This is a genomic window from Sphingomonas sp. Leaf412 (genome assembly GCF_001425405.1).
Lineage (GTDB): Bacteria > Pseudomonadota > Alphaproteobacteria > Sphingomonadales > Sphingomonadaceae > Sphingomonas.
Window position 1 is genome coordinate 1 of record NZ_LMQP01000004.1, and the last position, 24,634, is coordinate 24,634.

General features: G+C 61.8%; 24 protein-coding genes. All 24 read right to left on the reverse strand.

All coding sequences use genetic code 11. From position 1 onward, the window contains the following. Nucleotides 1-287 precede the first annotated feature (287 nt). Nucleotides 288-452, reverse strand: coding sequence for a hypothetical protein (locus ASG29_RS16850; RefSeq protein ID WP_156458054.1), 165 nt, complete (start codon nucleotides 450-452; stop codon nucleotides 288-290). Nucleotides 453-825: 373 nt separating this feature from the next. Next, entirely contained in the window at nucleotides 826-2,109 is a 1,284-nt protein-coding gene (locus tag ASG29_RS14260; protein WP_055985737.1) for a sugar transferase, read from the reverse strand. A gap of 185 nt (nucleotides 2,110-2,294) precedes the next feature. Next, complete coding sequence (locus ASG29_RS14265; protein ID WP_055985740.1) at nucleotides 2,295-3,515, reverse strand: glycosyltransferase family 4 protein; 1,221 nt, start codon at nucleotides 3,513-3,515, stop codon at nucleotides 2,295-2,297. 69 nt (nucleotides 3,516-3,584) lie between these two features. Beyond that, nucleotides 3,585-4,715, reverse strand: a complete 1,131-nt coding sequence (gene wecB / locus ASG29_RS14270) for a non-hydrolyzing UDP-N-acetylglucosamine 2-epimerase (protein WP_055985743.1) — start codon at nucleotides 4,713-4,715, stop codon at nucleotides 3,585-3,587. Next, entirely contained in the window at nucleotides 4,712-5,833 is a 1,122-nt protein-coding gene (gene wbjC, locus ASG29_RS14275; RefSeq protein WP_055985745.1) for a UDP-2-acetamido-2,6-beta-L-arabino-hexul-4-ose reductase, read from the reverse strand. The genes wecB and wbjC overlap by 4 nt, the downstream gene beginning before the upstream one ends. Then, on the reverse strand, nucleotides 5,830-6,870 hold the full coding sequence (locus ASG29_RS14280; RefSeq protein ID WP_055985748.1) for a polysaccharide biosynthesis protein: 1,041 nt from the start codon (nucleotides 6,868-6,870) through the stop codon (nucleotides 5,830-5,832). Before ASG29_RS14280 ends, wbjC begins: the two co-directional genes overlap by 4 nt. Nucleotides 6,871-6,881: 11 nt before the next feature. Then, a complete protein-coding gene (locus ASG29_RS14285) occupies nucleotides 6,882-7,670 on the reverse strand; it encodes an AglZ/HisF2 family acetamidino modification protein (protein WP_055985752.1) in 789 nt (262 codons plus the stop codon). A gap of 3 nt (nucleotides 7,671-7,673) precedes the next feature. After that, nucleotides 7,674-8,288, reverse strand: a complete 615-nt coding sequence (gene hisH / locus ASG29_RS14290; RefSeq protein ID WP_055985753.1) for an imidazole glycerol phosphate synthase subunit HisH — start codon at nucleotides 8,286-8,288, stop codon at nucleotides 7,674-7,676. Beyond that, nucleotides 8,285-9,436 (reverse strand): N-acetyl sugar amidotransferase, encoded by a 1,152-nt coding sequence (locus ASG29_RS14295; RefSeq protein WP_082516136.1) that lies wholly within the window; start codon nucleotides 9,434-9,436, stop codon nucleotides 8,285-8,287. Before ASG29_RS14295 ends, hisH begins: the two co-directional genes overlap by 4 nt. Before the next feature lie 87 nt (nucleotides 9,437-9,523). Further along, on the reverse strand, nucleotides 9,524-10,513 hold the full coding sequence (locus tag ASG29_RS14300) for a hypothetical protein (RefSeq protein WP_156458056.1): 990 nt from the start codon (nucleotides 10,511-10,513) through the stop codon (nucleotides 9,524-9,526). Nucleotides 10,514-10,668: 155 nt separating this feature from the next. Further along, the gene (locus tag ASG29_RS14305; protein WP_156458058.1) at nucleotides 10,669-12,042 is read right to left on the reverse strand and encodes a hypothetical protein; all 1,374 of its coding nucleotides are present in this window, start codon (nucleotides 12,040-12,042) and stop codon (nucleotides 10,669-10,671) included. A gap of 13 nt (nucleotides 12,043-12,055) precedes the next feature. Further along, nucleotides 12,056-13,483: an oligosaccharide flippase family protein gene (locus ASG29_RS14310; protein WP_055985761.1), complete on the reverse strand. Its 1,428-nt coding sequence runs from the start codon at nucleotides 13,481-13,483 to the stop codon at nucleotides 12,056-12,058. Beyond that, nucleotides 13,480-14,175 carry a hypothetical protein gene (locus ASG29_RS14315; RefSeq protein WP_055985765.1) on the reverse strand — a complete coding sequence of 232 codons (696 nt, stop codon included), beginning with the start codon at nucleotides 14,173-14,175 and terminating at the stop codon, nucleotides 13,480-13,482. The genes ASG29_RS14310 and ASG29_RS14315 overlap by 4 nt, the downstream gene beginning before the upstream one ends. Continuing rightward, nucleotides 14,168-15,139, reverse strand: a complete 972-nt coding sequence (locus ASG29_RS14320; protein WP_082516138.1) for a Gfo/Idh/MocA family oxidoreductase — start codon at nucleotides 15,137-15,139, stop codon at nucleotides 14,168-14,170. The genes ASG29_RS14315 and ASG29_RS14320 overlap by 8 nt, the downstream gene beginning before the upstream one ends. Further along, nucleotides 15,136-16,104: a Gfo/Idh/MocA family oxidoreductase gene (locus tag ASG29_RS14325; RefSeq protein WP_082516141.1), complete on the reverse strand. Its 969-nt coding sequence runs from the start codon at nucleotides 16,102-16,104 to the stop codon at nucleotides 15,136-15,138. Before ASG29_RS14325 ends, ASG29_RS14320 begins: the two co-directional genes overlap by 4 nt. A 10-nt stretch (nucleotides 16,105-16,114) precedes the next feature. Then, nucleotides 16,115-16,903 (reverse strand): oxidoreductase, encoded by a 789-nt coding sequence (locus ASG29_RS14330; protein ID WP_055985775.1) that lies wholly within the window; start codon nucleotides 16,901-16,903, stop codon nucleotides 16,115-16,117. Then, on the reverse strand, nucleotides 16,900-17,616 hold the full coding sequence (locus ASG29_RS14335; RefSeq protein WP_055985778.1) for an acylneuraminate cytidylyltransferase family protein: 717 nt from the start codon (nucleotides 17,614-17,616) through the stop codon (nucleotides 16,900-16,902). The genes ASG29_RS14330 and ASG29_RS14335 overlap by 4 nt, the downstream gene beginning before the upstream one ends. Then, on the reverse strand, nucleotides 17,613-18,560 hold the full coding sequence (locus ASG29_RS14340) for a Gfo/Idh/MocA family protein (RefSeq protein ID WP_055985781.1): 948 nt from the start codon (nucleotides 18,558-18,560) through the stop codon (nucleotides 17,613-17,615). Before ASG29_RS14340 ends, ASG29_RS14335 begins: the two co-directional genes overlap by 4 nt. Next, complete coding sequence (locus ASG29_RS14345) at nucleotides 18,532-19,581, reverse strand: nucleotidyltransferase family protein (RefSeq protein ID WP_055985784.1); 1,050 nt, start codon at nucleotides 19,579-19,581, stop codon at nucleotides 18,532-18,534. Before ASG29_RS14345 ends, ASG29_RS14340 begins: the two co-directional genes overlap by 29 nt. Continuing rightward, nucleotides 19,578-20,219, reverse strand: coding sequence for an acetyltransferase (locus tag ASG29_RS14350; protein WP_055985787.1), 642 nt, complete (start codon nucleotides 20,217-20,219; stop codon nucleotides 19,578-19,580). The genes ASG29_RS14345 and ASG29_RS14350 overlap by 4 nt, the downstream gene beginning before the upstream one ends. Before the next feature lie 2 nt (nucleotides 20,220-20,221). Further along, nucleotides 20,222-21,301, reverse strand: coding sequence for an N-acetylneuraminate synthase (gene neuB / locus ASG29_RS14355; protein WP_055985791.1), 1,080 nt, complete (start codon nucleotides 21,299-21,301; stop codon nucleotides 20,222-20,224). After that, on the reverse strand, nucleotides 21,298-22,461 hold the full coding sequence (gene neuC / locus ASG29_RS14360; RefSeq protein ID WP_055985794.1) for a UDP-N-acetylglucosamine 2-epimerase: 1,164 nt from the start codon (nucleotides 22,459-22,461) through the stop codon (nucleotides 21,298-21,300). The genes neuB and neuC overlap by 4 nt, the downstream gene beginning before the upstream one ends. Next, nucleotides 22,458-23,624, reverse strand: a complete 1,167-nt coding sequence (locus ASG29_RS14365; protein ID WP_055985797.1) for a LegC family aminotransferase — start codon at nucleotides 23,622-23,624, stop codon at nucleotides 22,458-22,460. The genes neuC and ASG29_RS14365 overlap by 4 nt, the downstream gene beginning before the upstream one ends. Then, on the reverse strand, nucleotides 23,617-24,597 hold the full coding sequence (locus tag ASG29_RS14370) for an NAD-dependent 4,6-dehydratase LegB (RefSeq protein ID WP_055985799.1): 981 nt from the start codon (nucleotides 24,595-24,597) through the stop codon (nucleotides 23,617-23,619). The genes ASG29_RS14365 and ASG29_RS14370 overlap by 8 nt, the downstream gene beginning before the upstream one ends. Between the last annotated feature and the right edge of the window lie 37 nt (nucleotides 24,598-24,634).

Sequence of the window (24,634 nt, forward strand, 5' to 3'; positions counted from 1 at the left end):
GTCCGTCTCCTCACGAAGGCGGACTCTAGCTCAAACTGGCAGAGTTTCAGGGGAGCACGTCACCGGTCACGCGTTTACGTGTCATGCTCCAATTGGGAAGCTTGCGGTTTGAATGGTCGGGTTCAGCAGCCCTCCCCTACCCTGCACACCGTCTACGTAGACGGCCTGCGGCAGCAGTATGAGGAGCTCGCCGACGGCGCCTTTGGGTTCGTCTATCGCCGCTGGCGACTGCAGCTAAGCAACGGCATCTGAGCGAACTTTCACGCGCGAACGGCACTCGGTAACTTTCACCCAAAAGGGCGCGAGTACCAGAGCAGCGCCAGCCGTAGCAGCTTCGGGCTGATCCGCGACACCAGGATGGCGGTGAGGAGGTCGACAACCTGACGCAAGTAGCGCAGGATTTTCGGCTGGGTCGCGAATGGCGCGGTCCATTCCCATTCCTGCTCGAGCATCGGGCCGGAGCCCCCTTCAAGTTCGCATCCGTTCTCGCGCGAGTTCTGGACCCGTTGTGCACTTTCTCTCAGACCTCCCTAATTCGCGCAGTTAGCAGCCGAAGGGAAAGCGAGAGTCATCTTTGTAGACTGATGCACTCCAGATCTTCAAGCCGCTGAAAAGTAAGCCTTACTAGGCGAGGGCGCAAAGGCGATACTGCGATTACCCTTGCTCACGACCCGCAAGAGCGGGTTTGTGGCCAAAACTCACGGCAAGATGAGACTCCCGTGAATTCGTCCCCAGCTGATCGACAGCGACTGATACCGAATCGGGTTGAGCTTGACGGTATTGAAAGTGATCACCCTTGCACGAAGTTTGGTCGACCACGCCAGTCTAACGTGCGCCGAAGCCGGTCAGTATCGTCTGGATCGTTCGGACGACGATCATCGCATCCAACCAGGGCGAGAAGTTCTTGATGTAAAAAAAGTCGTAATGAAGCTTCGCTAGCACATCGTCGAGTTCCACGACGTGGCCTTGGTTCACCTGCGCCCAACCAGTGATCCCGGGTGGGACGATATGGCGGTAGCGATAGAATGGTAATTCCGCCTCGTACCACCGCGACAGAGGTTCGGCTTCCGGACGTGGTCCAATCCAGCTCATCTCCCCGCGCAGGATGTTGATTATCTGCGGCAGTTCGTCGATTCGCGTCCGGCGCAGCACGCGCCCAAGCCGGGTAACTCGATCGTCGTTGTCCTTTGTCTTCGCGCCATCGCGTATGTCGCCTTCCTTGGTTGATACCGCCATCGTGCGAAATTTCAGAACGTGGAAATGGTGCCCGCGGTAACCGATCCGCACCTGCCGGAACAACGCCGGACCGGTCGAATCCCATCGCACCAAGGTCGCCACGATCAGCAGTATCGGGAACAGCAGGATGCCGATTATCAATGCCGACACGAAATCGACCACGCGTCGCAGCCGCAGATAGCCCACGAAGGGGATCAGCGAGCCGAAGCTGTTTTCGGAAAGATGCTCGATCTCGACCCGGCCCGTGATCGATTCGACCAATTGCTTGACGTGCAAAACCGGCAGTCCGTCGAGCGCACATTCTGCCAGGAACGCCTCCCATTCGTCCGACATATCGGCGCGAAAATCGGCCACCAGCATCTGGCAATCCGCGTTCAGCCGCGGCTCGGTCAGCCATTCCAGATCGAGCGACGGCAGTGCAGCGAGAACTTGCACCCGACCTTCCGGCACGACCGCGATCCTCAACGCCGAACCGCGTTCCGCAAGCAATTGCGTGAGATATAGCCACGTCAGCGTACCACTGATCGAACACAGGAAGAGTGCCCGACTGTAGTCCAGCCGGAACAGGGCGAAGAACGCGAACGTCGCACTGTAGGCAATCAGCACGACCGGCAGAACGTAGTATGAGGACGTCCTCATCCCCGAGTATGAGGAGATGTTGCGCAACAGGTAGACGCTCAGCAACACCGCCGCGACCGTGCCGGTGATCGTATATTGAACCGACAGGGTCTTGAAGAACTCAGGATAGAAGGTGCCCAGCAGGATCGCGGGCAAACCCATCCCCGCGAGAAGGCCGCCGCCAGCCTGGATCCGCAACCGCTGCCACAGGCGCGGGCGAACATAGCCTCTCTTCGTCGCGCGGGAATATTGCATTCTCGCCTTCCATCCTACGCTACACGCCTTCGAAGGCAGGCCCGATCTGCCAGCCGCAAAATGCAACTCAGCCGTCAGTGGGACGATGTGGCAGGCCTGCTAACGTTTGCCGCCGCCATCAACAAGCATAAAGCGGTCGGGGCAGCTGCCATGCCCATGCTCGCCGCTACGGTAACGGGAAGCGGTTAGGAAATCGACGGCGGCATCATCCATTCCTCCAATCGATCGATCAGAGCACGCCGGTCGAACTCGCGCGCGCAATAATCGCGACCGGCGAGACCCATCCGCCTGCGCTCCTCCGGCGATCTGCGCATCAATCTCACGACGTTGTCCGCCAGCGCGCGTGCATCTCCCGCAGGCCCGGCAAGTCCGGCTCCGGACTCCGCGATCACGCGAGCCCCCTCGCCGTCCAGCATGCCCACGATGGGCGTGCCCGACGCAAGATAGCTTTGTACCTTGCCGGGGATCGTCATGCTCCAGATCGGTCGGGCCGCAAGCGAGACCAGAAGCGCGTCGGCCCCTTCGAAGAACCCCGGCATCCGCTCGATCGGGAAACGACCCAGGAAGATGACCCGGTCGTCCAGACCGCGCCGCCGGACATCCGCCATCGCCTCCGCCGCGCCGCGCCCGTCGCCGACAATGATCCAGCGCAGGCCATCGACCGCCCGCGTGAGGTCGGCAGCCTCGACGATGGCAGGAAAGTCCTGTGCCTCGCCGATATTTCCCGCAAAAACCACCTTGAACGTATTGGCATGAGGTAGAAGTTCGGGCGCGACCCCCTCTTCGTTCGTCTCGAATACCGCTTCCGCCCAACCCGGAAAGTACCGGATCTTGTCTGTGCCGCCCGCATATCGCGCGACGTTTTTGGTGAACGCGCGGGACTGGACCAGAATGAGCGCGCAATGCCGATAGATAAAACGGACTAGGTACCCGACCATTGCCAACGCCCGCGGTGATTTTACGATGCCGATCGCCGACAATGTATCGGGCCACAAATCCAGCACCCACATCGACACCGGCGCGCGCTTCAATTTTCCGATCAGTAACGCGGGAAGGGCGGACGTGATCGGCGATGTCTGGAAGACGAAGATCGCGTCGAATTCTCGGCCGCGCAGCTTCCAGGGTCCGAGCAGCAACCCGAACAGGACGAAACTCAAATAATTCAGCACTAGCCGCACATTGCTCGAACCGCGCGGAACGACGGGCACGCGCACGATGTCGGCATCATGAAAGCGGGCGAAGGTCGTCGGATCGGAGCGATATGCTGCGTAAATGTGGCCGTCGGGGTAGTTCGGCAGGCCCGTCAGTACCGTCACGTCGTGTCCGCGCGCCGACAGTTCGCCGCACAGGTCGTTGATCCTGAAGTTTTCTGGCCAGAAGTATTGCGATACGATCAGCAGGCGCATCGCACAGCTTCCTTCGACGAATACGGCAACACGATGAAACGGGCCCCGGGGAGGCCGAACGTGCCGATCCTAATAATGCTTCCAGACCACGCGGCGCACGTAATCGGTGTAACTGTGGATGATGCGCACCACCTTGTCCGACACGTTGGGCATCGAATAATCCGCGACCAGACGGAAATCGCGATCCGCGCCACGCCGCTGGTCCGCCAACAGCGCCAGCGCCTGTTCGACCCGATCGACGTCGAGACCGACCATCATGACGGCCCCCTCTTCCATTCCCTCGGGTCGCTCGTGCGCCTCGCGAATGTTCAGCGCCGGGAAGTTCAGGATCGACGATTCTTCTGTGATCGTGCCGCTGTCGGACAGCACCGCACGCGCGGATTTCTGTAATCGGACATAGTCGTGGAAGCCCAGCGGCTTCATCATACGGACGAGCGGATGGAACGTCACACCCGCGCTCTCGACCCGGTTCCTAGTGCGCGGATGCGTCGAAACAATCACCGGCAGCCCGTATTTCTCGGCCACGCGGTCAAGGATCTCGACCAGCCGGAAGAAATTCGCGTTACTATCGATATTCTCTTCGCGATGCGCGCTGACGACGAAGAACTCTTGGTCCTTCAGATCGAGGCGATCGAGCACGTCGGACGCGTCGATCCGGTCCATGTAGTGATGCAGCACCTCGAACATCGGGCTGCCAGTCTTGATAATGCGGTCGGGCGGGAGGCCCTCGCGCAGCAGATAGTCGCGCGCGATCGAGCTGTAGGTGAGGTTCACGTCCGCGGTATGGTCGACGATACGGCGGTTGGTCTCTTCCGGCACCCGTGCGTCGAAGCACCGATTGCCCGCCTCCATATGGAAGATAGGGATATGGCGCCGTTTGGCCGGGATGACCGACAGACAGGAGTTCGTATCGCCGAGCACCAGCAGCGCTTCGGGCTGCACCTCCACCAAGAGCGGGTCCATCGCGATCAGAATGTTGCCGATCGTCGCGGACGGCACGCCGGTCGCGGCGTTCAGAAAATGGTCCGGCTTTCGCAGGCCGAGGTCGTCGAAGAAGACCTGGCTCAACTCGTAATCATGGTTCTGCCCGGTATGCACCAGTACATGATCGCAGGTCCGGTCGAGCGCGGCGATGACCCGGCTCAGCCGAATGATCTCGGGCCGGGTCCCAACGACCGTCATGACCTTCAGCTTCTTCATGCCTCGACCTTCATCGCGAACGTATCGGGACGCCGGGGATCGAATATCTCGTTCGCCCACAGCATGCAGACCATGTCCTGCTCACCGACATTGGAGATGTTGTGCGTCCAGCCCGGCACCGTCTCGACGATGCGCCCCTGTCCGCCCTCCACGATCATGTCGTGGGTCTCACCGGTAACGATATGGCGAAATGCAAAGCGGGCGGTGCCGCTGATGACGAGGAACTTCTCGTTCTTGCTGTGGTGATAATGGTCACCACGGGTCACGCCGGGATGCGCGATAAAATAGGAGAACTGCCCGTGCGCCGGCGTCTTGAGCATCTCGACGAAGACGCCGCGCGGATCGTTGCGGCCGTGGACCGTGACGTCATAGGCGAAATCGTCGGGCATCAGGTAGCTGAGGTAGGTCGAATACAGCGCCCGCTCCAGACCGACACCGACGCCGCCGATCACCAGCGTCCGGCGCCCCTCCGGAAAACTACGGATCGTGTCGGCGACGATGCCGACCGTCGTTTCGTACACCGGCGCAACCGCGATCTGCGTGCCAGCCGACAGGGGTTCGTCCAGCAACGCAATGAACGCATCGACCACATCGTCGATGTACACCAGCCGTAACGGTGCGGCAGGATCGTTGACGGTCAATGGCAGTCCGCGCGCAACGTTATGACAGAACGTCGCCACAGCCGAATTATAATTAGGCCGCGCCCATTTTCCGAACACGTTGGGCAGACGAAACGAATGAACGACCGCTCCCGTAGCTGCCGCATGATGATCGAGCGAATCCTCGGCGGCGCGCTTGCTGCGGCCGTAGGGATTATCGAGGTCCGCCTGGGTCGACGAGGTGTAGATGATCGACGCTGGCTTCTCCGCACGCGACAACGCCTGCAACAACGTGTCGGTGAAGCCGACGTTGCCGCGTTGAAATTCTGCCGGGTCCGACGGACGGTTTACGCCGGCGAGGTGGAATACGACATCGGCACGACGTGCAGCTTCGTTCAATTCTGCCGCAGACGTCCCCCGGCCGATCGGCACGACGTCGCAATCGCCACGCTCGCGCAATCGCACGCACAGGTTGCGACCGATGAAGCCATCGCTTCCGGTGACCAGGACGGTCCTCAACCGACGACCTCCAGCTCCAGTCGCTCACCCCGCGCAGCGCGCTCGATGAACGACAATTTCAACAGCAGGCGCTTCATGCCCTCGACGTCCAGCTGTTCGGTGTTCGCGGAATCATAGCCGTCGCCGTGGCTAAGCCGCTCCTCGCCCTCGTCGACGAACTTGTCGTAGTTGAGATCGCGACCATCCGGCGGCACGCGGAAATACTCGTCCAGATCCTGCGCCACGGCGCGCTCTTCACGCCCGAGCAGCGCCTCATGCAGCTTTTCGCCATGGCGCGTTCCGATCACGCGGATCGGATGCTCCGGTTTGCCAAGCAATTGCCGCAGTGCCTCGGCCAGCACCGCGACCGTCGCGGCCGGTGCCTTCTGGACGAAGATATCGCCGTTCTTGCCGTGCTGAAACGCAAACAGCACCAGCTCGACCGCATCCTCCAGCGTCATCATGAACCGCGTCATGTTCGGATCGGTGATCGTGATCGGCTGCCCTGCGGCGATCTGGCTGACGAACAGCGGGATTACCGATCCGCGCGACGCCATGACGTTGCCATAACGCGTGCCGCAGATGACGGTGTCGGTGGCCTCAAGGTTGCGCGATGAGGCGACCATTACCTTTTCCATCATTGCCTTGCTGATCCCCATCGCGTTGAGCGGATAGACGGCCTTGTCGGTCGACAGGCAGATCACCCGCTTTACGCCTGCCGCGATCGCAGCCTCCAGCACGTTCTCGGTCCCAAGAATGTTCGTACGAACCGCCTGCAGCGGGTGGAATTCGCAGCTTGGCACCTGCTTCAGCGCGGCCGCGTGAAAGACGTAATCCACCCCGCGCATCGCTGATCGCACGCTACGCTCGTCACGCACGTCACCGAGGTAGAATTTGACGCGGTCGCTTGCATATAGCTTGCGCATGTCGTCCTGCTTCTTCTCGTCGCGCGAAAAGATGCGGATTTCCTTCAGATCGGAATGAAGGAACCGGCGGCAGACGGCGTTGCCGAAGGAGCCGGTCCCCCCGGTGATGAGAAGCGTCTTGTCGTCGAACATGCTGGCTCCCTTCAAGCCCGACGGGCGCGAAGCGCGCCCTGCACGAGCGCCTCCTTCGCATCGGGCTGCGGATAATTGATGAGGACGGCGCGATACTGTCCCTTGAAGACGAACAGGCTGCCGGCCGCGACGCCCACGGTTCCGACGCGTTCGATCACCGCGCCGATATCGGCCAGCGATCCCGCTCCACCGAGCAGCGTGATAGGGATATGGACCGCCGCGCGCAGCTTTTCCGCCAGCGCCAGGTCGTATCCGCCCATCCGCCCGTCGTTGTCGATCGAGTTCAGGACGATCTCGCCAGCGCCCTGTCGCTGCATCTCCACCGCAAAGGCGATCGGGTCGCGCTTTGCATTGCGGGTCGCGTTGTGCGTCCACACTTCCTGCCCGCCGACCAGCCGGCGCTTCTTGTGGTCGATCACCACCACGACACTCTGCCGTCCGATCTCCGCCGATAGCTCGGCGATCAGTTCCGGGCGTTCGACCGCCGCGGCGCTGATCGCGACCTTCTCGACCCCCAGGCCAACGATCCGCTTGGCCTGCGCGACCGTACGGATACCGCCGCCATAGCAAAGCGGCATCCGGCATTCCGCCGCGAGCTGTGCGATCGTTCGATAATCCGGCTCTACTCCGTTCACCGTCGCATCGATGTCGATGACGGTCAGCTCGTCGCTTTCCTTCTCGTTGAAGATCCGGACCGCGTTGATCGGATCGCCGACATATACCGGCTTTCCGAAGCCGGTCGTCTTGACCAGCCCGCCGTCATGGATGAGCAGGCACGGAATGATACGGGGACGTAACACGCGCTACAGCTCCGAGAAATTCTTCAGCAACGCCGCGCCGAAATGGTGACTCTTTTCCGGATGGAACTGCACGCCCCAGATATTGTCGCGGTTGATCGCGCAGGCGAATTCGAACCCGTAATGCGACGACGCGGCACGGTGCTCTGCCGCGTCGGGCTCGACGAAATAGCTGTGCAGGAAGTAGAAGCGCGGGTCGTCGAGCCCCGCGAACAACGACCGGTCCGCCGTCGCCTCGATGTCGTTCCAGCCCATGTGTGGCAACGGCGTCTCCGGCGTGGGCGGATGGCGGCTTTCGAAGGCGTGGGTCCGACCCGCGATCCATCCCAGCCCCGACCGCTGTCCCTCGTCGCTACCATCGGACATGATTTGCATGCCCACGCATACGCCCAATACGGGCACTTTGCGTTCCAGTACCTGTTCGTCGAGCGCCATCCGCAATCCGGACTCGTCCAGCAGCGCCATCGCATGATCGAACGCACCGACACCCGGCAACAGAATGCGTTCCGCATCGTGCAGTCCCGCGGGATCGGACACCGCTTTGGCGGAAATACCTAGCCGGTCGTAGAGAGTCAGGAAGGCGCCGATATTGCCGAGACCATAGTCGACGACGTGGATCATCGAATGATCGCCCGTTGGATTCCGAGTGCACGCAATACCTTCGCGCCCAGATCCATGATCGGCATGATGTTCTTAAAATCGCGAAACGTCCGGTTCGGCCCGTCCAGCATCGCCTGCAATTCCGACTGCTCGATGCCGAGCTTGGTCGAGATGAACTCGAAGTCCTGCCGTACCTGTTCGTCCGAATATGGCGACTGCGCGATTTTGACCAATGCATCGTCACGCGCCAGCTGTCCGGTCAGGATCAGGCTGGAGAAATGAGCACGACGTTTGTCGTAGCCGAATTTCTTGCGCAACCAGAAGCCCTCATAAAAGCGCGTGAAACGCGATTCGTAATGCTTGTGCGGGTAGCGCTGCCAACCGAACCGCTCGACCAGCTCATCCATCGCCGCTTCTTTGAAGAACGGGATGTAGTTGAGCGGTTTGACGACCCGCACCCCCTTCACGAAGCGATAGAACAACTTGAACTTCAGAATGCCGGCCGTCGGGAAGGACTTCAGCTTGCGCGTGCCGAAGCGGTTCTGAATATCGTGCAATTGCCGCAGGTCGGAGGCATGATAATGCCATTCGAGCGGCTCGCGCACGCACTCGGTCGAAAAGTTCGCCCCGGTGAGGATATACTTTACCTTGTTCTTCGCGGCAAAGTTATAAAGCCCGGCAAAGAACGCATGATCCTGCGGCGTGTCGAGGTGGGGCACTCCTGCCTTGAAAAAGGACAGCTGAAGATCGCGCATCTCCGGCCAATTGATGACTTCGGTAAACAGGTCGAGGTTCAAGCCATCGACCAGCTTCTCGATGTTATTGACCGCCTCCTGCGAATTCCAGCCGGCATCGACGTGATAAAGCAACGGACGAAGGCCGAACTTCTCCTTCGCGATATAGACGAGGTAGCTGCTGTCAACGCCGCCACTCAGCCCGATCAGGCAATCGAACGGCTTTCCTTCGCCGTCTCGCTTGATCCGGTCGATCTGCGCCTGAATTTCACGCGCGCCGCGCTCGTCGGTGTGCCAGTTGGGAAGGATATTCGAATAGTAGTTCTGGCAGTATTCGCACTTCCCGGTATCGTCGAATACGATCTGGCTATCCGATGTGTCCATGATGCAATTGTTGCAGATTTGGTACGGCCTGGTGGCGGCTGGACGTGTCATTGGACCTCTTTGCCAGCGAGGATGGGCCGGCGACGACGGGCCTTTTACGGCATCGCGGGATCGAGGCAACCCCGCTGCCGGCCACGATCACGCCGCCGGTCGCAGCCGCTCTATGATCTGCGCCGCAGCCTGTTCGGCGCCTCCGCAGCGCGCGATCGAACAGGTTGGGATGCCCGCCGACTCATAATCGAATTCCATGAAGGAGTTCCAGCTGACGAACAGGCGTGCGGCCGGGCGCTGGTCCGCGGTACAAACGATATCGGCGAGCGCCAGCAATTGCTCGCGCCGCGCATCGTAACGATGCGCCGGATGCAGTTTTATCGCGATGGGAAGATCGATGCGGCCGCGAAGCCGCTCCAGCAGCGCGATTTCGTCCGCGATATGCGGAGCCGACGACGCCAGTATGAGGATCGGCCCGCGACCCAGATCGTCGAGGTCCGTCGAGGTGCCGAAGACAAACGATGCGCGGACATCGAAATACCGCTCGAACATGCCGACGAAGCGCTGACTCCGAACGCCAAGCAGATCGATGGCACCAAAAGGCTCCGGAAAAGCGATCCCGTCATCGAAGAAACCATGTTGCGCGACGCGCAGACGGCACCGCGCCCTCGAAAGGATGAAAGCCCACCGCTGGTAATGGTCGTCGGTCCATATGATCGTGCCATCCGCTTCGTCGGCGAAACATGCGAGGAGCAAAATGTCGAACGCGTCGCGTGTATGAAGTCCCAGATCCAGCCGACACGCCGAACAGCCCATAACGGCGCGATACAGGCGCAGCATCGCCACGATGACCACAAAACGCTGCCGAAGGCCCAGTCCGCGGATCAGCGTCGTTCGGTCGAGGTCGACTCCCCCGGCAGCTCCACTCGATTCCGGCGCCTGGGCGATAGCGTTGCGGATGAGGACGCGATTGGAGGCGACAGTGGCCACCATGTACGCCGGCGCGACGAGGCGCCGTCGTGGCGCGACCAGCCGGATGAGGCCGATTATATTCCATGCCGCGATCGCGAATGCAGCCGCGATCAACGCGACGTAGGTCAGCCCGCCGAAACGACGCCGGAAGGCCAGCAGCGCCATCGGTTTATAGTTCGGCAGCCGGCCTAGTGACTCGTTGCATTCGTGATTCAGTCGACGGTAATGGATGTCGAGTGCGCGTTCGTTCCGATACGCGGCGAATACGACCGCGGCGAGACGACGCGACGGCGACATCCGTGCGCCGCCCGACGCGCTAGTCATCCGCGCCCGTGTCGCATCATAGGCGCGGCAAGCATAGGGCGCCGTTTTATCGCGAAACGACAGATGGCGTACACCAACGCATATTGCATGATGTAGATCGGGAATTCCCACGGAATAAGCGTGCCGCGCATCATGCTGAACAGGCGTTGGAATTCCAGAATGTAGATCGGGATAAGCGGCATCTGCAGCTGCAGCATCGACCGGCGATACAGCCATCCCATCGCTGCGCTGTAAAGAAACAACGGCACAGCACTCAAAACGATTCCGTAGTAATTCAGGTACAGCTCGGTTTCCAAAGGCCATTGCTGCGTCGCATGCTCGCGATCCCACTGTTCGGGGAAAAACTCTTTGGTCAGCATGACGCTGATATCGAAATTATCGTCGATACCGGCGATGCCCAATATCTGTTTAGGCTTGATGAGCAACTGATGGATTGTGGAGAACCATTCCGGCGAACGCGACGTGACGACCCAGTCGTGCAACTGATATGAATTGAAATAGCCGATCAGCATTTCCATGAAGAAGGGCGGAGAGGCGTAAAAACCCTGCGTTCGCACCAGTGTCGCGAGATATAGCAAGACGATGAACGACACACCCAGTCGCCACAGCCATTTCAGGCTGAATTTGATCTGTAGCATCCAAGGGCTGAGGAACATGATGATAAGGAAAATCAGCCGGCTTTTGAACCCCGCCGGAAATGACAGGATGATGAGCGTCGCGAAGCTGAGGAACAACAGTTCCCGCTTGCGCCGTGATTGATAGGTCAGGATGCCGAGCAGGAACATCGCCGCGCTGCCGATCGCAGCGGTCACCACGTTGAGAAGTCCGAACCCTTCGCGGCGCGACAGATAGGTTTCGCTGTAATTGAACAGCCATTCGTTCAACCCCGCGGTAACCTGGATGAACCAAGCGACGAACAGGATCGCGATCGCGACCGTCGCATAGACGACCGTGGGACTGACCGCCGGGAAGAGGTCGGGTGGGTGCCGCACCAACGTTGCAGGAGGCGCGGTGCGGACCGGCATACCGACCGGCTTCGAGAACTTCGACAGGCCGAAGTACAGCACCAGGAACGTCAGCTCGATCTGATAGATCGTGTACCGGGAGAACGTATCCCAGAAGACGATCTGCCCCCACGGCAATTGATAATCCCATCCGATTATCGACAGGATGAAGTTAAGACCGCACGATACGACGACATACAGTCCATAATAGGCGAACAGCATGTTAGCGGGATGAAACACCCGGTCGGGGGGAAACGTCAGGTACGTCATCATGATGATGACGGCGAGAAACACCCCCGGCCAGCTGAAGAAAAGGATCAGCATGTTGAGAATGACGAGCGCGGGTAGATAATAGACACGTGCCATTGCGCTCAATCCCTCAAACGGCAGGTTTCGTGCGCGGAACGATGATCGGACGCAGCACGACCGCCGCGAAAATCGCGAACCATATAGCCAGAAACATCTGGCGTATGGCAAAGCTGGCGTCAACCAAACCGCTGAAGACCAGAGGAAGCGCCCCCAGCGCCAGCGTGGTGGCCAATCCCCCGATGGGCAATTCGCCAATACCTTGTTTCCACTTCACCAGCACGACCACTGCACCGGTCATCACGGCGTAGGCGATCACCGTCGTCCACGCCGCCACCGCAAAGCCGAAAATCGGGATCAGCAGCAGGTTCAGTACGATGTTCACCGCTACCCCGCTGGTCGCGATCACCGATATCAGACCGGGGCGATCGCGGAAGGCCAACACCCTTACCCATATCTGGAAAACCGTGAACACCATGCCGGCATAAGCCACGACCGGGATGATGGGGAACGCCTGTGCATAACGATCAGGCAGCAACAGCCACGCGAGCGATTGACCCGTCGCCATGACCACGGCGAAGCACAATGCGGACAGGCCGAACGCATAATCGGCCTGCGCGACGAGGGCGCCGAAACGCCCCGCTTTCAGATCGTCGAAGAAACGCCGTGTCAGCGCACTGGTCAATGCCGTGCTGGCGAGAAGCGGCAGCACCCCGAAGTTATACGACAACGCATACAGGCCAGCGGCGCGCTCATCGATCATCGCGGCGATGACGATGCGGTCGAACTGCGAAAGCAGTGTGAGGGCCAGCATATAGGGGGTCAGTGGCAACGCGTAGGAGAACATCCGTTTCAGATAAACGCGCGATACCTGCGACCGCAGCCGGATGGGCGTGCGGAAGATGTAAAGGATCACCGGAATCGCGCCGATCGCGTCGCCGAGGATCAGCGCCATCGCATCGGGCCGCGCACTCAAATAGAAGATTAGCAGCGTAACCCCGGTGGAGACCGCAGCCCGGATAGCGGATGGAACAAGCAGCAGCCGCGCATCCTGCGCGTAGGCCGAAATTTGCGTGATGATGCTGTCCGCCACGAAACCGAGCCCCACGACGAGCAGGCACGTCCAGACCAGCGGCGACCATTCGGTGTCCACGAACCCCGATACGACGAGGAAGATCGCGGAATATATTGTCGCGATTACGCCGATCCACAGGAGCACCGTCGACATCATCACCGAATTATCGACGCCCTCCTCATAAAGGTAACGCCCGATCGCCAAGTGCGCGTTCGCCGAAATCGCGATCGCGAGGATCCAGATGTAGGATGTGAAGACGCTGTAGAAACCGAAGTCGTCCGGGGTCAGAAAGTATGAATAGACGAATATCGCCAGCAGCTGAGTTATTTTTCCCAGCAGCAGGGATGCCACGTACAGCATGCTTTGTCGCATAACCGTGAGGTCCATCGCGTGGACGAGCGAAGCGATCGTCGGACGTCGGATCATGACGATTTGGCGTCGAGCGTGGTCAGTACCGCGCGCAGGCGACCGAACAACTTGTAGTGACCCGCCCCGCTGAGGTGATGATGGTCGGACATCATTTCGGCATCCGCGAAGTCTGCCGTCGATATGTGACTGCGGCGGGCCAGCACCGCATTGTAGCGGTCGACCTGCGCGGTCATGCCGGGAACGGCGCTTTCGTACGTGGCGGACGGCGGCGGGATCGTGATCCAGTGCACAGCGCCAAATGCTTCCTCGAACCGCCGGACCGTCGCTTCATAGCGATCGAGCGGGGTGTAGCTGAGCTTGCGAAGACGGCGTATCGTCGCTGCATGGCGCTGCACCGCGCGCCCGAGCAGGCCGCCGACGACGGGTAGCCGCTTGATGACCTGAAGCTCGACTTCGGTCAGTGCGCGCGGGGCGCAGTCGACCACGCCGGACTGAACAAAGCAGGCGACGGGGGACACCGTGCCGCGAAAATAGCTGGTATATTCGAAGAGCCGTTCGATCGTCGCACCGCCATGGCCGTAATGGACGATCTCATAGTGCGGAAACGCGTCACGCAGTCGCGCGACATAGGTTCCCAGATACGTGACGCATTCCGGCTCCGGCCGGGGAAACCCCAGCGAGTCAGTGACGATCAATACGACCGGTCGTTCGCGCGGCGCTGCGACCGCGGCCGGCAGACGGTCAGGCATCCGTCGGATAGCCGGCGATGCGATTATAGACCGGCCACCGCGCGACCTGCTCCGTGATCGAGCACAACCCGGCCGCGTCCGCGCTCAGAAACGCCTTTGTCTGGCGATACAGGCCGGGCTTGAACGCCTTGTCGAAAGCATCGTTGATCGGAACCTCGACCGCGGCGACCTTGCCAAGCGGAATAGCCTGCAACGTCTCCAGTGGTCGCAGGATCAGCCGCTGCGACGGCAGCATGACCTCTACCCCCCAACGCCCCGCACTCGCCCAATTCGCCTGATAGGTGAACAATGCTCCCCGATCGGTCCGCCCTGCGCCCGCGAAAACGGCACTGGCGGGGTGCCAGTCGAGCGCTCCGGCGGTGAAGCTGCTGAATTCGGTCGGTGCGCCGCCGAGGAAAAAGGCGAGGTCGATGACATGGGTCGAATTACCGATCAGCCAGCGTTCCTTGACGCCGTCCGCCTTTGGGAGCCCCGCAATAACGTGGCTCCACTCGGTAAACTCGAACGCCACCGACCTCGCGCCACCCTCCTGGTCGATCAGCGCCTGCGCCGCGAGCGTCGATGCGTGAAAACGGCGATTGTAGGCGATGAAGATACGCGCGCCCTTCGCGTCGGCAGCAGCGGCGAGCGACGACAGTTCGGATCCGGTCAGTGCGCCCGGCTTCTCGAGCAGAATGCGCTTCGCGCCGTGATCGATCAACGCGCCCGCGACGCTGGCAAGCTGTTCGATCCCGACGGCCACGATCGCATGTTCGGGCACACGTCCGCCATCGGCCAGAAAACGCTCCAGCCCGCCGGCGCGGGCCGTCGCCCCGGTAGCCGCGGCAAAGGTGGCCGCGCTGGCGTCGCTGCGCCCGATCACGTCGACACGCGCGGACAGGGCATTGAGCACCCGCCAGTAATCGACTGCCATCGGGCCGGACCCGACCAACAGGACGTCGTGGGTTGGCATGATGTCCCTCATGTGATGGGGCAGACGTCGGCAGGACCGCCGGTCCGCCCGGAAATGAAGGCGGCCAGCGCGCGGATCAGCGGAACGTGCACCGCGGATGATTCCGCTAGGTCAGGCAGGGCGCATTTGCCCCGGCCCAGAATATCGCGAGCGATGCCGGTCGACGCCTCGCTGAGGAAGGGCAGGACGAACGGTTCCTGGCTCCACGTTTTTGCCCTGTGATCGCCGAAGAACGCCATGCCCCCGGCTTCGTCGATCACGCAGGAGCGACTGTCCGATCGTATCGTGATCAGGATACCTGCCCGGTTATCGGTATGACACGTGGCGCTGAAACGGGCGCGCGGCGATCGTCCAGTCAACGTGCCGGTGACTTCGACGAAGCCCGCCCGTCGGCTCTGCACGACCCTGTCGTCCAGCTCGCGGGTATCGATCCGGTCAACGATCTCACCGCTCAGATGCGCGAAGATATCGAGGAAATGGACGATGTTGCAGCCCAGACCCCAGCCACCGCCGGTGACGTCGAACGTGCGGATCGCCTCGTCCGCGAAGAACGCCTTCACGTCGTCGTAGTTGGGATAGACGCGGCGGGCGCAATCGACCCACGTCGACACCCCTGCGGTGCGAAGGATCTCCTGCGCCCGGTCATATTCCGCCACGGACTGGAACAATACCTTCTCCAGCAGCAGATGACGGACCCGCGATCGCGCGAGCAGCGCCTCGATCACCGGCAGGCGGATGTCCGCGTTGGTTGCGACAATCGCATAATCCAGTGCGTCTGGCAGCGCATCTGCGGAGCTGGCGAAGAACACGGCATGCGCCGTGCCGTGATGGACCTCGCCGGCGCGCGTACGGGCGACGTCAAGCGCGGCGGCGGAAGGATCGACGACGTGAATGTCGGCCGGCCTCTCCAGCCGGAGCAACCCTTGAAGATGACGTCCGCCGAGTTGTCCCGCGCCGATGATTGCGATGATAGGCATGCTGGCGCGCCTACAGCGAAAAGCCGTCGTCCACGACCAGATTCTGGCCGTTCACGAACTGCGACGCATCGGACAGCAGGAAATTGATCGCGCCGGATATATCATGGCTGTCCAGCATGCCGCGATCCGCACAGAACCGCCGATAGCTTTCCAGGAATGGTTCCGGCTGCCCCGCCAGTATACCGCCGGGACTGACGCAATTCACGCGAACGCCGGTGCCGAAGAAGTATTTTGCCATATATCGGGTGAGGTGGATAACACCCGATTTGATCGCCGCATATTCGACCGGCATCGTCATGGGCGTATCGGCGTAGATCTCGAACCGCGGCGCCATCACGCCATAGATCGAGGCGATATTGACGATGCTGCCCCCCCGCCCCGCCGCGACGAGATGCGCGTGATAGCGCTGGCAGGTCAGGAACATTCCCGCGACGTGGCTGGACAGATTGTCCGCGAAATCGGCGTAGGTCACGTCCTCGAACCTGCGCCCGTACCGGGCATTGCGGGGATAGGCGCTGTTCACGATGCCGTCGACATGGCCATGCCGTCGAGCGATTTCCCCGATCACGCGATCGACGGATGCAACATCCGCGATGTCGACTTCCGCCGCCTCGGCGCGGGTCGCACCGTCGCCGATACCCGCCGCAACGCGTTCGGCCGTCTCGCGATCGCGATCGGCGACGATCGGGCGGCCGCCCGCCGCTGCAATATCGTCGCAGAATGCGCTGCCCAACCGCCCCGCACCGCCGAATACGATGATCGTGCGCCCGGTCAGCAGGTCCGGTCGAACGGACGTCATGCCCCGCCTCCATTCTCGGCGATCGCGCGCGCCATCAACAACTCGACCAGTGCGAAATCGATCTCCGAATCGATATCGATCGAACGTTCCTCCGGCATCACGTACAGGCGCGTGCCGTCCGTGAACAAGGTGGGGTCCTGCATCAACGCATCCCGTCTCCAGCAATAGATCGACGCGTTCATGTCAAAACAGGCGGGGGCGTCCTGCCGGCGTACGACCGGTACTTCCAACGCCTTGGCCAGGCGAGGCACCTTGTCCGCACCGCACTCTACCATGTTGAAATAGGGTGACCGTCGCGCCGGCATCGCGGTGATAACGTTGGTCGCCGCGGCATCATCGAGCATGGCGACGACGGCGACGATGTCCTCCGCGTGCCGCAAGGGGGACGTCGCGTCGAGGTCGACGCAGACGTCGGTACGCCGCCCAAGCATTACCTCCGCCTGCTCGACGCAATGGCGAATGACCGGCAGCTTCGCCGCGGTATCGCTGGCCAGCTCGCCGGGACGCACGATCAGGAAGTCCGCGCCATGCTCCCGCGCAATCGATAGTATCTCGTCGCTGTCGCTGCTGACCGCGATCGCGTCGAACGTTCCGGACGCGCGCGCCTGCGCGATCGAATGCGCGATCAACGGCAGGCCGTTCAGCAGTCGGACGTTCTTTCCCTTCACGCCCTTCGATCCGCCACGGGCGCAGATGGTGCAAAGTGCCGTCATCGATCTATCCAATTTCCATCGGTCGCCGCCCGTTCCGCGCCCTCGACGAGGATCAAGACTTCCAGCGCGGCATCAACGTCGCAGACCGTGCCCATATCGCCGTCCAGGATCGCATCGTGCATCGCGCGATATGTGGTGTCGCGGTCTATCGCGAACTTCTCTATCACGCCATCGACCACGATCGTCCCGGCGATCAGGTCGGCGGCGAACGTGTGACGCTGCGTGTTTACGACGACCTGACGCCGCGGCATCCGGTCCAGGTAGCTGAGCTGCAAGGTCACGACGGGACAGCGCTCCGTCCGCATCAACAATGCGAAGACATCGTCGCTGTCCACCTCCAGCGTACTCAATTGCCCACCGATCGCGGCAACACGCTTCCAGCGACCGAAGAGCCAGAGAGTATAATCGAGGTCATGGCTCAGATCGCGCAACACCCCGCCGCCGGCTGCACGATGCGCGGAATAGGACAGACGATAATCGGTACCCGGCCGCCAGTCGGGCAGATACTGCCCGATATATACCGAGGCAGACACCGCTTCTTCACCGGCCAACAATTCGCGCAATCGCATCAGCACGGGATGGAATCTCAGATTATAGGCGACAAGAAGGCGGCGGAATTCATTCACCGCTGCGGGTCGGGCGGTATCGAAGATCGGCTTCTCGACCAGTACCGTTCCTGCAAAACCACCCGCGATCAGGCGATCGACCGTCTCCCGATGACGTGCGGTTTCGTTCGCCACGACGACATAGGTGGACGGATCGCGGTCGATCGCGTCTTCGACGGTACGGACGGTGAAGAAATCCCCATTTTCCCGTGCACTGACGACCATCGTGTCGCAGCCTGCCGCATCGAGCAACCGGGCGTGGCGCTGCCCGATCGAGCCATATCCTACGACGATCGCACGCCCCCGGCGATCAGGCGAAGAGATTGGCGAAGTCGGCATTGGCGCGCTCGTATTCGTGCGGTTGACCGACATCAAGCCAGTAGCTTTCGACCCCGAAGGTTCGCACCGCCAGCCCGCGATCTACCGCCGCCATGAATAGAGATGGCATGTCGAAGAACACGCCGGGCGGGACGAGGTCGAGCATGTCGGGAGAAACGACGTTCATTCCGGCGCTGATCGTATGGCGATGGACCGGCTTCTCGACGATCCCGGCGACGCGCCCGCCATCGGCCTGGATCACGCCGAACGGCACCTGAACCTCGTAATCGCGGACCCCGATCGTGATATCCGCCCCGCCCTTGTCGTGCGCGTCGACCATGGTGCAGAACGTTTGCTTCGTCAGCACATCGGCATTGGTGACCACGATCGGCAACGTCGGACGTTCGGGCAGCAGGCCCAGCGCGCCGGCGGTGCCCATACGCTGCTCTTCGACCAGATAACGGATGTCGGCGCCGAACGCCGCACCGTCGCCGAAGTGATCCTGGATCTGTTCCGCGAGGTAGTTCACCGCAATGTAAATCCGCGTAAACCCCTGGTCGACGCAGTTCATCACGATCGTCTCGAGTAACGGTCGCGGGCCGACGTGGAGCATCGGTTTGGGCGTCGACCGGGTCAGCTCGCGCAGGCGCGACCCCAGCCCGCCGGCCATGACGACAACCCAATTGTCGCGCCGCGCCGAGGTTAGGAAATCGTTGATCGTTTTCAGGCCGAGCACGATGCCGTCCGCATCGACGATCGGTATCTGCATCAGCGAGTCGCGCCGCATCATCGACAGGATCGACGCGCCGCTGTCGCTTGTCAGCGCCGAATGCGGGACGGTGTTCATCACCGCGTCGACGCGACTCGACAGGTCCTGCCCCTTCAGCAGCGCACGCCGGATATCGCCATCGCTGACGGTGCCCAACAACCTGCGGTAGCTATCCGCGACGAGCAGGACCTTCGTCCCCGCGCGGTCGAGCGTCGACAATGCGTCACGTACCGTGACGTCGGGCGAGACGACTGCCTCTTCCCAGCCGTTCATGCTTTCGTCCTTATCGGTCGTGCGGGCACGCCATACAGCGTGCCGCCACCCTCGAAATTACGGACCACCACGGCCCCGGCGCCGATTAGCGTCTCCGCACCGATCCGGATACCCTGGATGACGACCGCACGCGCGCCGACGATGCTGCCGGCTCCGATCGTCACGTCGCCGCAGACGGTGGCGGCCGGCGCGAGGTGGGTCCATTCGCCGATGGTACAATCATGTTCGACGATCGCGCCGGTATTCACGATCGCTCCTCGCCCGATGTGGGCGCCGGCCTGAACGATGCAGCCCGCCAGCACCTGCGCGCCATCGACAATGGTGGCATGGTCGGACACGATCGCAGCCGGGTGCCGGATAGTCGCAAAGCGCCAGCCATCATGTTCCAGTTGTTCCTGCACGCGTCGACGCAGGGTGGTATCGCGCACGCCGCCGATCCCGTTGGCGAGCAGGTAGGTGTCACGATCGAACGACGCACCGATCCGCGCTTCGTCGACGATCGAAGCACCCTGCAGTGACCATCCGATCTTCGCGGGATCAGCGTCGGCAAAGGCTACGACAGTGTCCCTGCCGCAGCGGATCGCATCGGCCACGACCGCTGCGTGGCCGCCCGCCCCGATCACGACGATGTCACGCATACTCATCGACGATATACGTCGCCGGCCGCGAGATCATGGGGGGCGACGGTGCCGATCATGTCCCAAAGTTCGGCAGGATCGATTCCATCGCCGCTTCGCGCGGTCGTCAGGTCCACACGCTCCAACACTGCACCCCGCGCGATCGGACGTGCGGCCACCACCTTCTGCCGCGCGACACGGCGCATGTCCCATTCCGACGGTTGCGGCACCTTCACGCCATCACCGCGCATCACCTCGACCGACCGGATGCACGCGATCAGCTGGGTGAGTTCATCGATTTCCAGCGAGGCCGCGTGATCCGGACCCGGCAGCGAACGGTCGGTGGTGAAATGCTTCTCGATCACTGTCGCGCCCAGCGCGACCGCGGCGATGGCGGCGGTCGATCCCGCACTGTGATCGGAATATCCCACCGGAAGTCCGAACGCGTCGCCCAACGTCCTCATCGCCGCCAGATTCACGTCGCTGTCAGCGGCGGGATATTGTGTCGTGCAATGCAGGATCGTAACCCGACCGCGCAGCGCCGCGCGGCGATCCGGATCGCCCCAAATGCGCCACACATCCGCGATCGACCGCGGCTCCGCCACTTCATGGATCGCATGCGATATGACGGCCAGTGCCAGTTCCACGTCCGACAGCGTCGCCATGCCGGTCGACAGCACGATAGGTTTTCCTGCATTCGCATAGCGCCAGACCATCGGCGCGTTGGTCAACTCGCCGGACGGAACCTTCACGATCGGCATGCCGATCCCGACGAGCATGTCGAGGCTGATGGGATCGAAGGCGGTGGAGATGAAATCGATCGAGCGGGCACGCGCATGAGCCTGAAGCTCGACATGCCAATCGTGCGGCAATTCCAGTTTTCGCAGCATGTCGCGCTGGCTCTCGCCCGCGCCGGTGCGCTGCTCCTGATACCCGGCCTTGCCAACGGTCGCCGACGCCAGCAAATCGGCATCGAAAGTCTGGAATTTTACTGCGTCGGCGCCGGCATCAGCGGCGCCCTCGACCAGCGCGAAGGCAAGATCGCGGTCGCCGTTATGGTTCACGCCAGCCTCGGCGATGAAATAGGTCCTAGGTGCGGTCAAGACGAAAACTCCAGGTCGCAAAACCGCTTCAGGGTGGGCAGCGGCCGGTCGGCGATTATCTCAACGATCCGCGCGGCGGCATCGCCAGTGCCGTAGGGATTGTCAACGCGGCGGGCAGCCTCCGCGAACTCCGGCGACAGCGCCCGTCCGAGTGCTTCCGAGATGCTGTCGCGATCGACGTCGCAGTGGATCACCGACGCCGCCGCGATGCGGCCACGTTGGCGTCCGCCGATGTCGATCGTCGGCACGCCGAACGACGGCGCCTCGATGATACCGCTCGACGAATTTCCGACGACGGCGGCTGCGTTGCGCAATACGGTGAGATAGCGTCTGAATCCCAGCGACGGCACAGCGACGGCGCGGTCGGGATGACGGCGGACGTAGTCGATAAGCAGCGGAATGATCGCCCGCCCACCGGTGTCGGCGTTCGGATAGGTCAGCACGACCTGATGCTCCGGATAGCCGTCCAATGCGTCGAGCATAGCGTCCGTCGTAGCGACGGCATCCTCCTCGCCAGCGGTCACCGGGTGGTAGGTCGCCAAAAAATAAGGTGGGCGCAGGTGGAAATTCAGGCTTTCGCACACCTCCGCCATCGGCATCGCCGCGCTACGATGCAGGTGATCTATACCGAGCGCACCGACGTCGAACACCGTATCATCCGCCTCGCCCATCTGGATCACGCGACGCCGGTACGGTTCGGTAGCGGTGAAGTGGAGGCTGGCCATCTTCGTAATGGCATGACGGATCGAATCGTCGATCGCGCCCTCTGTTGCCTCACCACCGTGCAAATGGACCACCGGGATCCGCAAGATCAGCGCAGCCTGCGCCGCCGCCAGCGCTTCGAACCGGTCGCCCAGGATGACGATCGCGTCCGGCCGGAGGCGATCCAGCGCCTCGGCGCACCCCATCGTCGCCAGACCGGTCGATTTCGCGATGCCGACTGGCGTATCCGACGACAGCAATATCTCCACGCGCTCGTCGATCGTGAAGCCGTCCGCTACGATTTCCCGCCACGTTGAGCCGAACTCCGGCGACAGGTGCATGCCGCTCACGATCAGCTCCAATTCCAACGCCGGATGCGCGGCGATGTCCTTCATCAACCAGTACAGCAGCCCGTATTCCGCCCGCGTGCCGGTGAAGACCGCGATGCGCCGCGTCATCGTGCGCCTTCCGGCGGGACGCTGCTCGGCAGGTTGACGACCCGCTCCTCCAGCCATTGCGCGGTATCCAGCGGTCCTCGCCGACAGCCGGCGTACATGCCCAGGTTGTTCATCAGCGCCCAGATCGGCCGCGTCATAACGCCCTCGCGATTGGTGGCCGCCAGCAATGCCTCACGGTGCGCCATGTCCTGGCAGATGACCGCATTCAGCCAATAGTTGGACCGGCAGCCGTCGGGTTCGACCACGAACGTCAGGTCGCTGCCGTCGAGGAACGTGCGATAATCATCGGCAAGCGCGCGTTTGCGCGCGACGAAACCATCCAACTGCTCCAACTGCGCGCAGCCAAGCGCCGCGTTAAGGTTGGGGAGGCGGTAATTGTAGCCCACTTCGTCATGCACATATTCATAGGCATGCGGCACCTTCGCGGTGGTCGTCAGATGCTTTGCGCGCTTGCCGGTCGTCGCATCGGTCAGCAGCATCCCGCCGCCACCCGTGGTGATGACCTTGTTCCCGTTGAAACTCAGCGTCCCGACCGCGCCGAAGATGCCGGTATGACGGCCTTTGTAAAAGCTTCCGAGCGACTCGGCCGCATCCTCGATCAAAGCGATGCCCCAGCGAGCGCAGACCTCTACAAGGCCATCGATGTCGGCGGGATGACCGAAGGTGTGCATCGGTACGCAGGCGCGCACGACGCGCCCGTCGTCGTTCGTCACGCAACGACCGCCGTCATCCACCAGCGCGTTTGCGGCAAGCCATGCGTCCAGCGCGGCGGGCGACAGCCCGAGCGTATGGCGATCGACGTCGACGAACACCGGTTCGGCGCCGCAATAGGCGATGGCGTTGCAAGTCGCGACGAACGTCAACGGCTGGGTCACCACCAGGTCGCCGGGCTCGACCCCGACCAACCGCAACGCCATGTGCAACGCGGCGGTCCCGTTCATCGTGGCGACCGCTCGCTCGCACCCGGTGTAGGCGGCCATATCGGCCTCGAACCTATCGACGTACGCACCGACGCTGGACACGAAGGTCGACTGGATCGTGTCGAGGACATATGCCTGCTCGTTGCCGGCGAACACCGGCGCATGGAGCGGGATAAAGTCATCCGTAGCGAAACGCGCACGCACGAACCGTACGAGACCGTCGACGACGGACTGGTCAGACATTGTAGATCGCCGTCTTGTACTTTGCGAGGTTTGTGGGATTGACGAACCAGTCGATCGTGCGTTGCAGGCCGGTACGGATATCGACCTCCGGTTCGAAGCCGGTCAATTCGCGGATCAAGCCATTGTCGCACCAGAGGCGGAACACCTCCGATTTGCCCGGACGATCGCGTGCGCTGTCATGGACGAATTCGACGTCGCTGCCCATCAATTCGCGGATCAACGATAGCGTATCGCCCACGGATATTTCGAAGTTCGAGCCGATATTCACAGTCTTGCCGACCGCCGTGTCGCATTCGGCAAGGGCAATGAATCCGCGACAGGTATCCGTTACGTAGTTGAAGTCGCGCGTCGGGGTCACATCCCCCAGCTTGATCCGAGTCTCGCCACTTGCGATCTGCCCGATAATCGTCGGGATCACCGCACGTGCGGACTGTCGCGGGCCATAGGTATTGAATGGTCGCGCGATCGTCAGCGGTAGATCGAAGGCGTTGAAGAAGCTCATCGCCATCGCATCCGCACCGATCTTCGACGCGCTGTACGGCGACTGCGGCTGTAGCGGATGCTTCTCGTCGATCGGAACATATTGCGCGGTGCCGTACACTTCGCTGGTCGACGTATGGATGAAACGGCCTACCCCCGCATCCAGCGCCGCCTTGCACATATTCAACGTTCCCGTGACGTTGGTGTCGACGTAGCTGGCGGGCGCATCGTAGGAATACGGAATGGCGATCAGCGCGGCCAAGTGGAAAATACATTCCTGATCGCGGGCGATCGTCCGGCAGAAATGCGGATCGCGCACGTCCCCCGATACGATCGACAGGTTCGCATGGTCGGGAATGGCCTCAAGCCAGCCCCAGTAATTGAACGAATTGTACATCGACAGCGCCGTCACGCGATGTCCCTGCGCCAGCAATTGCTCCACCAGATGCGAACCGATGAAGCCGTCTGCCCCGGTTACGAGAATGTTCTTCATGTTTGAACCCGCTACTCCCGCGCGCCTGTCTGCGCGC